Genomic DNA, 15,193 nt, shown 5'->3' with positions numbered 1-15,193 from the left:
ATCGAGTGATATGAATGACAAAAAGACGATGGATTTTCCCAGCGATATCTTGTATTCCACTATTAATAATTGGAGTGAGTAATTATTTTTTATTGGGAATTATTCTCTATCTATTCTGGTTAATTCGTATCCTCTGTTTAAGACACAAAGAAACATTCGTTATCACTATTGTTATTAACGTACTATTTTGTGGATCTTTACTTTTTCATCAAGAAAAAAATCGAACGAAATTAGATCCTTTAGAACATGAATTTTTAATTTTTCCTAAGGCTTCATCAATAAAAATCGATGGAGATAGTCTTCAATTTGAGGGGATTATCCAATCAAAAAATGAGACAGAGAAAATTATTGTCCATTATCAATTGAAAACAGAAGCTGAAAAGAAAAGATGGAGTCAAAATTCGTTAGAAGATTATCTATTCATCAAAGGAGAACTAAAGGAACCTTCTGAAAATAAAAATTTCTATCAATTTAATTACCGTGATTATTTAAGCCATCAAAATATTCATTGGCAACTAGAAGCTGAGCATCTCCAACCCCTCGATTCAAAAGAATTGGCTAAACCAATCTATTCTTTTATCGAATCTTTGCGGGTTAAAATTTTTCGTTATATTGATGAGACGTTTAATTCAACTATTGGTTTGTATCTAAAAATATTATTATTTGCGGATAAACGTGATTTTTCTGAATTCACCCTGCAAAATTATCGTGCAATAGGTATTATTCATTTATTTAGCATTTCAGGATTTCATATTACCTATTTAATCCATTTTATTCGGCGTTTATTCTTACGGCTGGGTATTACACATGAGCGGACCAATCTTTCAATCTTACTTATAATACCTTTTTATTGCTTGTTAGCTGGTTTAGGAGTCAGTATTTTCCGAGCGACCCTCCATTCATTTATTATGCTGGTGGGGCAAGTAAGAAAAACAAAAATAAATTCTTTAGATGCTTGGTCTTTTACGATGCTTATTGCTCTTTTTTTGAATCCTTATCAAGCGTTAGAACTCTCTTTTCAGTTAAGTTACTTATTAAGTGGCTTATTTATTCTATTAAGCAATCAAGAATGGATACGGAATTTACATGTTATCCTGCAGAATTTAATGTTCTCTTTGATGAGTACATTAGCCAGCTTACCAATTTTAGCTTATCATTTTTTTGAATTTACGTGGATAACTATTTTCGCAAATCTTCTATTTATTCCTTTTTTTACGTATATATTTTTCCCGTCGTTGCTTATTCTTTTTTGCCTGTCTCCCTTTATAGGTTCGACGTATATATTTTTCTTTTTTAATGATATCCTAACGGCTCTGATTGTTTTTATAGAAAACGGAGTAGTTTTATTAAATAATACATTTGATTTTTCGTTTGTTATTGGTCGACTACCTACTATTATTACTTTATTATTTGTTTGGTGCATATTTAAACTTCTTTCAAATATAGAAAATAAGAAAATACCATCTTTTGTTTCTTTAGGCGGAATCTTGTTTAGCTTGTTTTATTATCAAATTTCTCCTGTTGGTTATGTCCTTATGTTGGATGTCGGACAAGGAGACTCTCTTTTAATTAAGGAACCGATAACTGGAAAAATTACCTTAATTGACACAGGAGGACAGATTAGTTGGGGAGAGAAGGAGAGTTGGCAAGAAAAAAAGAAGAATTATTCAATTGGAAGCCAAACGATAGCTCCGTCATTAAAATCCTTAGGTATTTCAAGTGTTGACTGTTTATATATCACTCATGCGGATGCAGATCATGCAGGAGAAATTGAAAGCCTTGGTAGCTCTTTATCTATTAAAAAAATAATAGCAACTAAAGCAACCTTTAGAGAAAAAATGGTTCGAGAGCAAATTCAGTCTTTAAAGAACGTTCAATTACAAATAATTGATCCACCAGCAGTCCTAGAGTATCCTACAAAAGATACTTTGGCTATTCATCCCATAAATGAAGAAAATAGTAAAAATAATGATTCTTTGACTTTGTATGTTAAAATAAGGGAAGACACTTGGCTTTTTACGGGAGATATAGAAGCAGAGGCTGAACGAGAAATACTAACCCGTTATCCCAATTTAAGAGTAAATAATTTAAAAGTTGCTCATCACGGAAGTAAAACATCTACTACTCAAGAACTATTAGATCAGATTCAACCTACAAAAGCATTTATTTCCGCAGGGCGAAACAATTCGTATGGACATCCGAATGAAGAAGTTTTAGATCGATTAAAAGAGATGAACATTCATACATTTAGTACAGTTGAAGAGGGAGCTATAATGATTAAATATTATAAATTACCTCTTTTAAATCATTGGTTTATGAAAACTTATACAGTATATAAAAATTAGGTGAAGAAATGAAAAATATTCAAAAAGAACTTGCGAATATTCGAAAAGGAAATTATGCTCCAATCTATTTAGTCCTTGGAGAAGAGCGCTATTTTATTGAACGAATACGTGAAACAATTATTGAACAAGCTTTAGATGAAGAATCAATAGATTTAAACTTTTCTAGTTTTGATATGGAAGAAGATACAATTAATGATGCCTTGTTTGAAGCCTCTTCCTTTCCGTTTTTTGGTGATCGCAAAGTGGTCTTTGTGCAAAATCCCTATTTTTTAACGGGGAAGAAAATTAAAAGTGCACCCAAGCATAATATAGATGAATTAGAAGAGTACATAAAGAATCCAGCTGAATTTACAATTTTGGTCTTATTTGCACCTTATGAAAAATTAGATCGACGCAAAAAAATTACGAAGACTCTGGAGAAAAACGCGCAATTAATTGATGTCTCATCACCTTATCCGAATGAAGTCAATCGCTACGTTAAAGAAATAATAAAAGAAAAAGGTTATCAAATGACAGACAGTGCCTTTCAATTATTTACGGAACGAACAGACGGTCATTTAACAGATATGATGCATGAATTAAATAAGTTGTTTTTATACCATGTAGATTCGAAAAAAATAACAAAAGATTCAATCCGTTATTTAGTTCCAAAATCGTTAGAACAAAATGTCTTTGAATTAAATACTTTAGTTCTTAACAATCAAGTAGAGGCTTCCATTGAAGCTTATCATGATTTATTGGTGCAAAAAGAAGAACCTATAAAAATAGTCGCTTTACTTATTTCACAATTTCGTTTGCTTTTGCAGGTAAAGATCCTACAAAAACAAGGCTATCCTCAAGGGGATATTGCAAAGGTTCTTAAGGTTCATCCCTATCGAGTAAAATTGGCCTTACAAAATGTTCGACGTTATGATCAAAAGCTGTTATCTAAAGCTCTAGATTATTTAATTGATGCCGATTATAAAATGAAAACTGGACAAATTGACCAAGAATTACAGATTGAATTATTTATTATGCGTTTTGCCCAACAAAGTAAAGTTCCTAGTTAATTTTTACTTCAAAAGGGCCGATTAAATCATCCTAATAATTGCTTTTTGCTCAAAAGTTTTGTATACTATAAAATGTTAAAATATTAGGGTACTTTATTTGATTACTCAATGAATAATATTTAAATGATAGATTATCTGAAAAGGAGTGTTTTAGATGGCAACATCCGCACAAGCTAAAAAACGTGTACGTCAAAACGAAAAAGTTAGAGCGCGTCAACAAGGACAAGCAACTGCAACTCGTTCAGCCATTAGAAAAGTTATCGTAGCTGCAGAAGAAAATGCAGAGAACACAAACGAATTATTAAACGATACACTTGGTCTAATTGATTCAGCAGCAAGCAAAGGATTAATTCACAAAAATAAAGCTGCACGAGAAAAATCACGTTTACAAAAAATAGTAAACAATCAATAAAACAATGAATCAAACATAAACGAAAAGCTCATCTGATGATTGTAAACTGTCCGATAACCATCTGTTATTTGGAAAGTAAGGCAATCAATCAGAGGGCTTTTTTACTCTTGATATGTTATGGTTTTAATGGAAATTATTATGGAAAGGAATCGGTTATGGAAGAAGCAAAATTTAAATTACATTCGAAATATAAACCTAGTGGAGACCAACCAACAGCCATTAAAGATATTGTGGAAGGTATTGAAAAAGGCGAAAAAGAAATTACACTACTAGGTGCGACAGGAACAGGTAAAACATTTACCATGTCGAATGTAATCGAACAAGTAAATAAACCAACATTAGTGATTGCACATAACAAAACCTTAGCGGGGCAGTTATATTCAGAGTTTAAAGAATTTTTTCCGGAAAATGCGGTAGAATATTTTGTAAGTTATTATGATTATTACCAACCAGAAGCTTATGTCCCTTCAACCGATACTTTCATTGAAAAAGATGCAAGTATTAATGACGAGATAGATAAACTTCGTCATTCAGCAACGAGCTCATTAGTTGAACGTCGAGATACTATTGTAGTAGCTTCTGTCTCTTGTATCTACGGATTAGTTAACCCTGAAGATTATAAAAAGCATGTTAAATCACTACGTGTCGGAGCTGAAATGAGTCGAGATGAATTATTGCATATGTTAGTGGATATGCAATTTGAACGAAATGATATTGATTTTCAACGAGGACGTTTTCGTGTTCGTGGAGATAGTGTCGAAATTTTTCTTCCTTCTAGAGGAGAAGTTACAGTACGTGTTGAGTTTTTTGGAGATGAAATTGATCGTATTCGAGAGATTGATTCTTTAACGGGGGAAATTCAAGCGGACTTAGATTACGTCGCTATCTTCCCAGCGACTCACTTCGTCTCTACAGATGAACAAAATAGAGCAGCAATGACCTCTATTAGCGAAGAATTAGAAGAGCGATTGCAAGTCTTACAAAAAGAAAACAAATTATTGGAAGCTCAAAGACTAGAGCAAAGAACAAACTATGATTTAGAAATGTTACTGGAAATGGGGTATGTTTCTGGAATTGAAAACTATTCGCGCCATTTAGACGGTCGAAAACCCGGAGATCCTCCCTATACTTTATTAGATTTCTTTCCATCGGATTCTTTGTTTATTGTCGATGAGTCACATATTACTATGCCACAAATTCGTGGAATGTATAAAGGTGACCGTTCGCGTAAAGAAATGCTTGTCGAGCATGGCTTCCGTTTGCCAAGTGCCTTAGACAACCGCCCATTAACGATTGAAGAATTTGAAGAGCGTGTACCTCAAATTGCTTATATTTCAGCAACACCTTCAGATTATGAAAAAGAACGTTCCTCTAGAATTGCGGAGCAAATTATTCGTCCAACGGGCTTATTAGATCCAATAATTGATGTTCGACCAATTGAAGGACAAATTGATGATTTAATTGAAGAAATCAATCTTCGAGTAGAGCGAGATGAACGAGTATTTATTACGACATTAACTAAAAAGATGGCAGAAGATTTAACCGACTACTTTAAAGAAGTTGGGATAAAGGTTGAATATTTACACAGTGATGTAAAAACCCTTGAACGAACTGAAATTATTCGTAATTTACGAATGGGAGAGTTTGATGTTTTAGTAGGAATTAACCTCCTTCGAGAAGGACTGGACGTTCCGGAAGTTTCTCTGGTCGCGATACTAGATGCAGATAAAGAAGGCTTCTTGCGTAACGAGACGTCATTAATTCAAACGAGTGGCCGGGCGGCTCGAAATGAAAATGGTCAAGTCTTAATGTATGCAGATCATATTACACGATCGATGCGTGTAGCCATTGATGAAACAGAAAGACGTCGAGCCATTCAAAAAGAATATAATGAAAAACACGGAATTACTCCAACAACTATTCATAAAGAAGTACGAGATCTTATCAGTATATCTACCATTGTTGAAGATATGGATTCAGATTTCTCTATTGAAAATATTAACAAATTAACTCAAGCAGAAAAACGAGAATTGGTTGAGACACTAGAACTTGAAATGCGCCATGCCGCAAAAGAATTAGAATTTGAAAAAGCAGCGTCTATCCGAGATGCCATGCTAGAATTACAAGCAAATTCTTAATCAAAAATGTAATCAAATAGAGGATCTATTTAATTTAAATACTTGATTATTCAAGCCATGTCTAGTATATTAATTAAGGTATTTGATTTATAAATACTATGACCATTACTTGGATGATAGAATCACCAACGTTATCTCGGTAAATGGATTCGATAAATAAAAAGGGGTGAAGAACATGACATTAACACAAGATGAAAAACAAAATATCATTGAAGAGTATGCACGTCATGAAGGAGATACTGGTTCTCCAGAAGTGCAAATTGCTTTATTAACAAACGAAATTAACAATTTGAATGATCATATGCATACACATAGCGGAGATTATCATTCACAACGTGGTTTAATGAAAAAAATTGGTCACCGTCGTAATTTACTTGCTTACTTACGTAAAAAAGATATTACTCGTTACCGTGACTTAATCCAAAAATTAGGCTTACGTCGTTAATTAATATAAGTATTAATGAATGCGGGATTCTCTTGAATCTCGCTTTCTTTTTAAAGAAAATAAAGAGATAAAAAGAACCAGGAGGTATACAACTACTATTCAAATGTGAAATTTTAACTGCACAGGTACTTTTAAAATTTGACCTTTGTTTAGTAGTAACCTCCCTGTTTCTGAATGAGAAAAAGGAGAAAATTATGTCCGAAAAAAAAGTATACACAACTCAAGTAGCAGGACGAGAATTAGTTGTTGAAATTGGTCAAGTAGCGAAGCAAGCTTCAGCTGCTGCTTTATTACGATATGGAGAAACGGTTGTTCTATCTACCGTAGTTGGTGGAGAAAAACCTTCTACCTTGCCATTTTTTCCGTTAACCGTAAATTATGAAGAAAAAATGTATGCAGTAGGTAAAATTCCTGGTGGTTTTCTTAAACGTGAAGGGCGTCCATCTGAGCACGCAACCTTAACTTCTCGTTTAATTGATCGTCCAATTCGTCCTTTATTCCCTGAAGGTTACCGAAATGAAGTTCAAATCATCAATACAGTGTTATCAGTAGATCCTGATAACACTCCAGAAATGACTGCTATGTTAGGTTCAAGTTTAGTTTTAGGAATTTCAAAAATACCTTTTGCCGGCCCAATTGCTGGAATTAACGTAGGACGCGTAAATGGTGAACTTGTTTTAAATCCTACTGAAGAACAGACAGCGGCTTCCGATATGAATGTGACAGTTGCTGGGACAAAACAAGCGATAAACATGGTGGAAAGTGGTGCGGAACAAGCATCAGAAACTGATTTATTAGAAGCTTTATTATTCGGTCATGAAGCCGTAAAAGAATTGAATGCGTTCCAAGAAAAAATTATTGCTGAAATTGGTAAAGAGAAGATGGAAGTTGAATTATTACTTCCAAGCCAAGAACTAACAGACGAAATTACCGCAGCATACAATGATAGCATGAAAGAAGCTATTCAAATTTATGATAAACAAGAACGTGCGGAAGCTACTGAAGCTTTAAAAGAAGCAGTAGTTGAGGCCTATGAAATAAAATACGCAGAAGCTGATTTATCAACAGAAGAATTAGGAAAACTATTAAAAGATGTAAAAGAAGTTATGAACAATCTTGAAAAAGATGAAGTTCGTCGCTTAATTACAAAAGAAAAAATTCGTCCGGATGGTCGAGGCGTTGATGAAGTCCGCCCACTTGAATCTATTGCTGGTTTATTACCACGAGTACATGGATCAGGATTGTTCACACGAGGACAAACACAAGCCTTATCTACTACAACATTAGGCCCATTGAACGAATATCAAATTATTGATGGATTAGGTAGTGAAGATAAAAAACGATTTATTCACCAGTATAACTTCCCGAATTTTTCAGTTGGAGAAGCCGGAAGAATTGGCGCACCAGGTCGTCGTGAGATAGGACATGGAGCACTTGGAGAAAAAGCATTAGAACCAATTATTCCAAATGAAGAAGAGTTTCCATATATGATTCGAGTCGTTTCGGAAGTTTTAGAATCAAATGGGTCTTCTTCACAAGCAAGTATTTGTGGAGCAACCCTTTCTTTAATGGATGCTGGAGTTCCAATCAAAGCTCCTGTTGGTGGGATTGCTATGGGTCTTGTAATGGACGATGAAGATTACACGATCTTAACAGATATTCAAGGCCTAGAAGACCATTTAGGAGATATGGACTTTAAAGTAGCAGGAACCCGTGACGGAATTACTGCTTTACAAATGGATATTAAAATTGAAGGAATTACGACTAAAATACTTGAAGAAGCTTTAGAAGCCGCTAAAAAAGCTCGCTTGCTCATTCTAGATAATATTGAGGCTGAAATTCCTGCACCGCGTGAAGAGTTAAATGCATATGCACCGAAGATTGAATCAATGAATATTAATCCAGATAAAATTAAAGTCGTTATTGGTAAAGGCGGCGAAACCATCAATAAAATTATTGATGAAACAGAAGTCAAAATTGATATCAATGATGAAGGATTAGTTTCAATTTATGGTGAAGATGCTGAAATGATTGCTCGTGCCAAACAAATTATTGAAGAACTCACAGAAGAAGTAGAAGTTGGAAAAATTTATAATGGTACGGTTAAACGTGTGGAAAGCTATGGTGCTTTTGTAGAAATTTTCAAAGGAACTGAAGGTCTATGTCATGTTTCAGAAATTTCAGATCGCTTTGTGAAAAATACATCTGATGTTGTTTCTGTTGGCGATCAACTGGAAGTTAAAGTGTTAGAGGTCGACAAACTTGGAAGAGTTAATTTATCACATAAAGCAGTGATGGAAGAACAGAAAAAAGAAGAAAAGTAATTTTTATTTAATGACAAAATAATTATGGTGTAGCAGGGATTCTGTTTGCTTAAGTCAATTTGTTGGTATAATAAATACTTGAAGTGAATCATTCTGCTACCTTTTTTTATTTAGAAAATAGTTTAACTAAAATAAAAATATATTGTTTGTTTTATTGAAAGAACTCGTATTTCAAAATGTTTTTTACTTATGCTATACTTAATCTCAATAAAATGAACGTATAAAAGATATATTAGAAGGTGGTTTTGTTTGAATAACCTAAAAATTATTCCTTTAGGTGGAGTTCGAGAGAATGCACGGAATATGTATGTTATCGAAATAGATGACACTATATTTATTCTAGATTGCGGTCTAGCCTATCCTGAGGATCAATTGTATGGGATAGATGCTGTCATTCCTGACTTTACCTATTTAGAGAAAAATGCAGACAAGATAGCGGGAGTCTTTTTAACGCATGGACATGAAGATGCGATTGGAGCTTTGCCGTATTTCTTAGATAAATTTGATGTGCCCGTATTTGGTTCGGAATTAACTATTTCATTAGCTAAATGGTATGTTGAAGAGGCTGGATTAGACGTTCAGTTTGATAACTATCATGCGATTGATGAAGAAGTAGAAATTGATTTTGATGGAACTGTAATTCGATTTTTCAGAACAACACATACTATTCCAGATTCTATGGGGATAGCTGTTCATACAGATAAAGGAAATATTGTATATACTGGAAACTTTAAATTTGACCAAACGGCTGTTGGGGACTACAAAACAGATTATGGTCAGATTAGTGAAATTGGAAGAGAGGGTGTCTTAGCCCTTTTAAGTGATTCAATGGATGCAGAAAGTTTATCAGAGAATGTTTTAGAATCTGATATCCAAGAGGAAGTGTTTAAAACCTTTCAAGAAACAAAAGGTCGAATTATTGTAGTCGCTGTTGCTAGTAATATTTTACGGATTCAACAAGTATTAAATGCGGCGAGTCGCTTTGGACGAAAGGTTTTTATTTCTGGTCGACATATTGAATCCGTTATGCAAATTGCTTTAGATTTAGAGAAACTGACTTTACCTGAAGAAGATTTATTTATCCCTATTGATAAAATAAAAGATTATGAGGATGAAGAAATTGTTATTTTAGAAACAGGTGGAGCGGGCGAACCTATCCAAACCTTAGATGAAATGGCTCGTGGATTGCACAACCAAGTCGCCATTAAAAAAGGAGACTTAGTCTACATTGTAACGAGTCCTTCTTCAACAATGGAAGTTACAGTAGCAAAAACTGAAAACCAAGTCTATCGTGCGGGTGGGACAGTTAAAACGATCTCAGATAACCTAAAAGCTTCAGGCCATGCGACACCGAATGATTTACAGTGGATGATTAATTTATTAAATCCTACTTACTTTATTCCTATTCAAGGAGAATACCGTATGTTGGCTGCTCATGCAGATTTAGCTCACCAAACAGGTATTCCTTATCGAAATATTTTCATTGTCAGTAATGGAGATGTTTTAGAGTATACAGAGGGAACGATGCGTCAAACAGGGCAAGTTCCAGCTGAAAATACCTTCATTGATGGGATTGGTATTGGAGATGTAGGAAATATTGTTCTTCGTGATCGTAGAATTTTAGCGGATGATGGGATATTTGTTTCTGTTTGTACAATCAATCGTCGCCAGAAAACAATAACCTCTGGCCCTTATACGGTTACTCGAGGCTTCGTATTTGCGAAGGAAAGTCAAGAACTAATTGATGAAGGAAATAAGATTGTAGCTAAGGTTGTCAAGGACACAATTCAGGATAAAAGTTTTTCATGGAGTACTTTAAAATCCAATGTGCGAGATGAATTAGGATCTTATTTGTTTAAAGAAACGAAAAGAAGACCTATTATTTTACCGGTTATTATGGAAGTCAAATAAAATAGAATGAACTCAAATACTCCCTTTTCATTGATTTTTGAGAAGGGGGTATTTTTAATAAATCTTATTTATAATGCTGGAGGAAATTGATGAATTATTTTTATATATTTTTAAGCGCAATTATAGCAGTTAATACTTTAATCTCTGTAATTACTGTTTTTTCAGATAGAAATCGAGACATTGCAGCAATCTGGGCTTGGTTACTTGTATTAAATATTTTTCCAGTTATTGGTCTAATTATTTATTTATTTTTAGGAAGAAAAATTTCTAAAGAAGATATATATAATTTAAGAGAGCAATCCAAAGTAGGCTTGCCAAAATATTTGGAAATTCAAAATAATATAAAAATAGATCAGTTGGAATACATAGAGAAAAAAGATTTCAATGACCCAAAAAACAAAAAATTTGAAATGGCAAAAATGTTAATGAGAATCGAACAGCCACCGATTTCTTTAGATAACGAAGTGGAATATTTTGTAGACGGTCGTGAAAAATTTGATCAATTAATTGCAGATATCAAAAAAGCAGAACACCATGTGCATGTGAGCTACTATATTTTTAAGGGCGATAAAATAGGTAAAAGAGTAGTAGCGGCGCTTGAAGAAGTGGCTAAAAAAGGAGTGGAAGTAAGAGTCCAATATGATCCAGTTGGAGGACGCACATTAAAAAAATCTCTATTCCAACAACTTGAATCTTATGGAGGCGAGACGGACACCTCTTTTGGTTCGAAGTTTCACCTTTTAAATATCCGACTAAATTATCGAAACCATAGAAAGATTGTCGTCATTGATGGAAAAATTGGGTATGTAGGCGGCTTTAACGTAGGAGATGATTATTTAGGGGAATATGAGAATATGGGCTATTGGCGGGATACCCATTTGCGCATTGAAGGGACTGCAGTCCATCAACTGCAAGAACGTTTTATAATTGACTGGAATGCTTCGAAAAAAGCAGAACTTATTGCTTATGAACCTTATTATTTTCCGGTAGTAGAATCCAGAGGAGATACGAAAATACAAATTGTGTCAAGTGGTCCCGATTCTGAATTGCAGCAGATTAAAACGGGATTTTTGAAAATGATTAACTTAGCAAAAGAATCAATATATATTCAAACGCCTTACTTTATTCCAGATGATGCTTTAAAGGAAACCATCGAGTTAGCTGTATTATCAGGAGTAACTGTTCGTCTGATGATCCCAAATAAACCGGACCATCCATTTATTTATCAAGCTACCTTAAGTTATGCAGAAGAGTTGATGAATATTGGCGGAGAAGTATATATTTACGATAAAGGTTTTATGCATGCGAAAACGATTGTAATTGATGATGAAATTACCTCTGTAGGGACAGCGAATTTTGATATTCGAAGTTTCAAATTAAATTTTGAGGTCAATGCTTTTCTATATAATAAAAAGACAGCTTTAGAACAAGTTGAATACTTTGAAAAAGATATGAAAGATTCTTACTTATTGACAGAAGAAATAATTGAAGCTTATTCACTGTGGGATCGATTTAAACAACAGTTTAGTCGTTTATTGTCTCCTATCTTATAAAAAAATAAAAAAACTCAGGGAATCGATTAAGGGGATCGACTTCCTGAGTTTTAAATTATTTATAATTTTAGTTAGAAAATTTTAAATGATTCGTATATGACGAATATGTGCTTGTTGAATTAAATGATAAGTATTCCCATCTTTAGGAGATAAAATAATATGTCCTGAATGAGGGGAGATTGAAATTTTCCCAAATATTTCGCTTGGGTTATCAGAGAATGGGGATGGATTTAATTGAATTGCAATGTCTAAGTTTCGATCGGTAGCTTGTTTTACAAATTGTTTTATTTGATTGACGGGCATTTGCGGATAGACTTTAAAATGAGGGCGATTGCGGACTGTTTGATAATTATCTAGAAAATTCATAAATAAATTGCTTGTAGATTCTGTAACTCTTTCCATGAACTCAACCTCCGAACAAATGTTTGTGTTTACATTATAGCGAACACACATTCGCCTGTCAATAAAGAATCAAACTATTTACAGAAATAAAAATGAATAATCACAAGTTCTTCACTAGCAAAAACAAATATTTATATGAGGAAAAGTAATTATCTATCGTATTTTGAGAAATAAATCGCTTATTTAAAATGGAATAGCTAAAAAGTATTCACAAATAGCTAAAATATGTTATTATTGAATGAAAGGTACAAGCTAGATAGGTATCTGTAGTAGAAGGGAAATGAAAATGGAGGAGCAAGGATTACTAATCGTACTTTCTGGTCCGTCTGGAGTTGGAAAAGGAACCGTACGAAAGCACTTATTTGATCATTATAATAATGACTTTGACTTTTCTATTTCGATGACCACACGTTTAAAACGTGCTGGAGAAGTAGAGGGAGTGGACTACTTTTTTAGAACTAAAGAAGAGTTCGAACAATATATAAAAGAGGGTAAGCTTCTAGAATATGCGAATTATGTAGGGAATTATTATGGAACACCTATTGACTATGTTCGTGAAACCTTGGATTCAGGTCAAGATGTTTTCTTAGAAATTGAAGTCCAAGGGGCATTAAAAGTAAAAAAACGTATGCCTGAAGGGATTTTCATCTTTTTATCACCACCTGATTTAGAAGAATTAAAAATGCGAATAAAAAATCGAGGAACAGATAGTCCAGAAGTTATTGGACAACGAATGGAAAAAGCTGTTGAAGAACTGCAACTCATAAAGTACTATGATTACGTTGTTGAAAATGATTCTGTTGATGAAGCAGCACGTAAAATACGTAGCATTATTGAGAGTGAACATTTGAAAGTTGAAAGAAACATTGATCGATTCTCAAAAATTATAGAGGAGATGAAGTAATTGTTAATCCGTCCATCAATTGATAAATTATTAAAACAGGTAGATTCAAAATACTCGCTCGTTATCTTAGCTTCTAAGCGAGCGCACCAACTTGAAGAGAAAGAAGATAAAAATCATCGTGAGTTATTAGATGACTACCAATCTATTTCATATGTTGGGAAAGCATTGGAAGAAATTGCTTCAGGAGATATTGTTATTGATCCGGAAAGCGTCAAAGGTTCAAATCTATAACAGATTTAAAATATATAAATAAAATCTTTCATATCGCAACTGGGTGAATCGTTGTTTTATGAAAGATTTTATTTTTCTGTTTGTATAGTTTTTAAGTCAAATCGTGCGAATTGAATCCAAGCGTTATTTGGATCATTTATTATTTTGAAAATAAATTTTGAACAAATTTCAACATATCCCTCAGTTGGTATAAATTTCTGATAAAATAGAAGAAATATATAAATAAGGAACGGGGTCTATCATGTTAAAAGATAAAAAAATTGCTCTTTATGTTACGGGAGGAATCGCTGTTTATAAAGTGGTAGATTTAATGCGTAGTTTTATAAAAAATGGAGCTGAGGTACGGGTGGCTATGACAGAATCCGCGACGAAGTTTGTAACGCCGATGACTTTTCAAATATTGAGTAGACATGAAGTCTATGTGGATACTTTTTGTGAGAATAATCCATCACATGTTGCTCATGTTGACCTTTCTGACTGGGCAGATATTTCTGTAATCGCTCCTGCAACAGCAAATACGATGGCGAAAATGGCTTACGGTTTAGCTGATAATTTTGTAACATCTGCTCTCTTAGCGACAGCTTCTCCGCTTTTTGTTGTACCAGCGATGAATACGGATATGTTTGAAAATCCGGCCACTCAAGAAAACATCCAAACATTAAAAAGCAGAGGAATTTATATAGTAGAACCAGATACAGGTTTTTTAGCTGAGGGATATGAAGGAAAGGGACGTTATCCAGAAAACAAACGTATTTTAGAAGAATTGGAAAATTTTATAATCACTACAGAAAAGACACTGCCTCTTCGCGGTTATAAAATACTAATTAGTGCAGGTGGGACGAAAGAACGGATTGATCCAGTACGCTATATTACAAATGATTCATCAGGAAAAATGGGGCATTCTATTGCAGAAGCAGCCTATCAATATGGTGCAGAAGTGACATTAGTCACAGCAAGTACTTTAGAGTCTTCAAAAGCGATTCATCGTATTCAAGTAGACTCAGCGAGTGAAATGTTTGAAGCGATTGATGAGCGCTTTGAAGATGTAGATATTTTAATCATGTCGGCAGCTGTTTCGGATTATGGCGTAGCGGATGCTGCAACATCTAAAATGAAAAAGGCAGATCTCAAAGAGCCACTAACCATTGAACTACAAGAAAATCCTGATATTTTAAAAACCATGGGAGCAAAAAAGGAAAATCAATTTCTAGTAGGCTTTGCAGCTGAAACTAATCAGTTAGAAGATTATGCACTGAAAAAGTTAGCTGAAAAGAATTTAGATTTGATTGTCGCAAATGAAGTAGGAAAAGAAGGTACAGGTTTTGATTCAGATGATAATCAAGTTGTCATCTTTACAAAAGAACACCAACGCCTTGATATTCCAAAAACTTCAAAAACAGAGATTGCTAGACGCATATTAGATAAAGTAATAGAAGAACTTGATCACCATTCCTAATATTAATTCAAGAAAAGATTTAA

12 protein-coding genes are annotated in these 15,193 nt (G+C 33.8%); 11 read left to right on the top strand and 1 reads right to left on the bottom strand.

The features are described from left to right. The first annotated feature begins 14 nt into the window (after positions 1–14). The 8 genes from BUB96_RS05070 (at position 15) to cls (ending at position 12,177) form a co-directional block, all read left to right on the top strand. On the top strand, positions 15–2,345 hold the full coding sequence (locus BUB96_RS05070; protein ID WP_073297343.1) for a DNA internalization-related competence protein ComEC/Rec2: 2,331 nt from the start codon (positions 15–17) through the stop codon (positions 2,343–2,345). 8 nt (positions 2,346–2,353) lie between these two features. Further along, positions 2,354–3,394, top strand: coding sequence for a DNA polymerase III subunit delta (gene holA / locus BUB96_RS05065; RefSeq protein ID WP_073297340.1), 1,041 nt, complete (start codon positions 2,354–2,356; stop codon positions 3,392–3,394). A gap of 154 nt (positions 3,395–3,548) precedes the next feature. Beyond that, complete coding sequence (gene rpsT / locus BUB96_RS05060) at positions 3,549–3,806, top strand: 30S ribosomal protein S20 (RefSeq protein WP_073297337.1); 258 nt, start codon at positions 3,549–3,551, stop codon at positions 3,804–3,806. Positions 3,807–3,961: 155 nt separating this feature from the next. Next, the gene (uvrB, locus tag BUB96_RS05055; RefSeq protein ID WP_073297334.1) at positions 3,962–5,944 is read left to right on the top strand and encodes an excinuclease ABC subunit UvrB; all 1,983 of its coding nucleotides are present in this window, start codon (positions 3,962–3,964) and stop codon (positions 5,942–5,944) included. Positions 5,945–6,119: 175 nt separating this feature from the next. Further along, complete coding sequence (gene rpsO, locus BUB96_RS05050) at positions 6,120–6,389, top strand: 30S ribosomal protein S15 (RefSeq protein WP_073297331.1); 270 nt, start codon at positions 6,120–6,122, stop codon at positions 6,387–6,389. Positions 6,390–6,583: 194 nt separating this feature from the next. After that, complete coding sequence (gene pnp, locus BUB96_RS05045) at positions 6,584–8,713, top strand: polyribonucleotide nucleotidyltransferase (protein ID WP_073297328.1); 2,130 nt, start codon at positions 6,584–6,586, stop codon at positions 8,711–8,713. Between the two features lie 249 nt (positions 8,714–8,962). Then, complete coding sequence (locus tag BUB96_RS05040) at positions 8,963–10,624, top strand: ribonuclease J (protein WP_073297325.1); 1,662 nt, start codon at positions 8,963–8,965, stop codon at positions 10,622–10,624. An 89-nt stretch (positions 10,625–10,713) separates the two neighbouring features. Beyond that, positions 10,714–12,177, top strand: coding sequence for a cardiolipin synthase (cls, locus tag BUB96_RS05035; protein WP_073297322.1), 1,464 nt, complete (start codon positions 10,714–10,716; stop codon positions 12,175–12,177). Between the two features lie 81 nt (positions 12,178–12,258). Here cls and BUB96_RS05030 read toward each other — a convergent pair whose 3' ends face one another. Further along, positions 12,259–12,579, bottom strand: a complete 321-nt coding sequence (locus tag BUB96_RS05030; RefSeq protein WP_073297319.1) for a hypothetical protein — start codon at positions 12,577–12,579, stop codon at positions 12,259–12,261. A gap of 286 nt (positions 12,580–12,865) precedes the next feature. On the opposite strand from BUB96_RS05030, the gene gmk reads away from it, so the two are divergent. The 3 genes from gmk (at position 12,866) to coaBC (ending at position 15,170) form a co-directional block, all read left to right on the top strand. After that, positions 12,866–13,483 carry a guanylate kinase gene (gene gmk / locus BUB96_RS05025; RefSeq protein WP_073297316.1) on the top strand — a complete coding sequence of 206 codons (618 nt, stop codon included), beginning with the start codon at positions 12,866–12,868 and terminating at the stop codon, positions 13,481–13,483. Continuing rightward, positions 13,484–13,714 (top strand): DNA-directed RNA polymerase subunit omega, encoded by a 231-nt coding sequence (rpoZ, locus tag BUB96_RS05020; RefSeq protein WP_073297313.1) that lies wholly within the window; start codon positions 13,484–13,486, stop codon positions 13,712–13,714. 241 nt (positions 13,715–13,955) lie between these two features. Then, a complete protein-coding gene (coaBC, locus tag BUB96_RS05015; protein ID WP_073297309.1) occupies positions 13,956–15,170 on the top strand; it encodes a bifunctional phosphopantothenoylcysteine decarboxylase/phosphopantothenate--cysteine ligase CoaBC in 1,215 nt (404 codons plus the stop codon). The last annotated feature ends 23 nt before the right edge of the window (positions 15,171–15,193 follow it).

This window comes from Atopostipes suicloacalis DSM 15692, from assembly GCF_900129085.1.
Classification (GTDB): domain Bacteria; phylum Bacillota; class Bacilli; order Lactobacillales; family Carnobacteriaceae_A; genus Atopostipes; species Atopostipes suicloacalis.
The sequence above is the reverse complement of the archived record's forward strand: the minus strand, read 5'-3'. Positions and strand labels throughout refer to the sequence as shown.

What these genes read in the sequence shown, in the direction of transcription:
- BUB96_RS05070 (WP_073297343.1), top strand. Translation starts at nt 15, where the DNA reads ATGACAAAAAGACGATGGATTTTCCCAGCGATATCTTGTATTCCACTA.
- holA (WP_073297340.1), top strand. Translation starts at nt 2,354, where the DNA reads ATGAAAAATATTCAAAAAGAACTTGCGAATATTCGAAAAGGAAATTAT.
- rpsT (WP_073297337.1), top strand. Translation starts at nt 3,549, where the DNA reads ATGGCAACATCCGCACAAGCTAAAAAACGTGTACGTCAAAACGAAAAA.
- uvrB (WP_073297334.1), top strand. Translation starts at nt 3,962, where the DNA reads ATGGAAGAAGCAAAATTTAAATTACATTCGAAATATAAACCTAGTGGA.
- rpsO (WP_073297331.1), top strand. Translation starts at nt 6,120, where the DNA reads ATGACATTAACACAAGATGAAAAACAAAATATCATTGAAGAGTATGCA.
- pnp (WP_073297328.1), top strand. Translation starts at nt 6,584, where the DNA reads ATGTCCGAAAAAAAAGTATACACAACTCAAGTAGCAGGACGAGAATTA.
- cls (WP_073297322.1), top strand. Translation starts at nt 10,714, where the DNA reads ATGAATTATTTTTATATATTTTTAAGCGCAATTATAGCAGTTAATACT.
- BUB96_RS05030 (WP_073297319.1), bottom strand. Translation starts at nt 12,579, where the DNA reads ATGGAAAGAGTTACAGAATCTACAAGCAATTTATTTATGAATTTTCTA.
- gmk (WP_073297316.1), top strand. Translation starts at nt 12,866, where the DNA reads ATGGAGGAGCAAGGATTACTAATCGTACTTTCTGGTCCGTCTGGAGTT.
- coaBC (WP_073297309.1), top strand. Translation starts at nt 13,956, where the DNA reads ATGTTAAAAGATAAAAAAATTGCTCTTTATGTTACGGGAGGAATCGCT.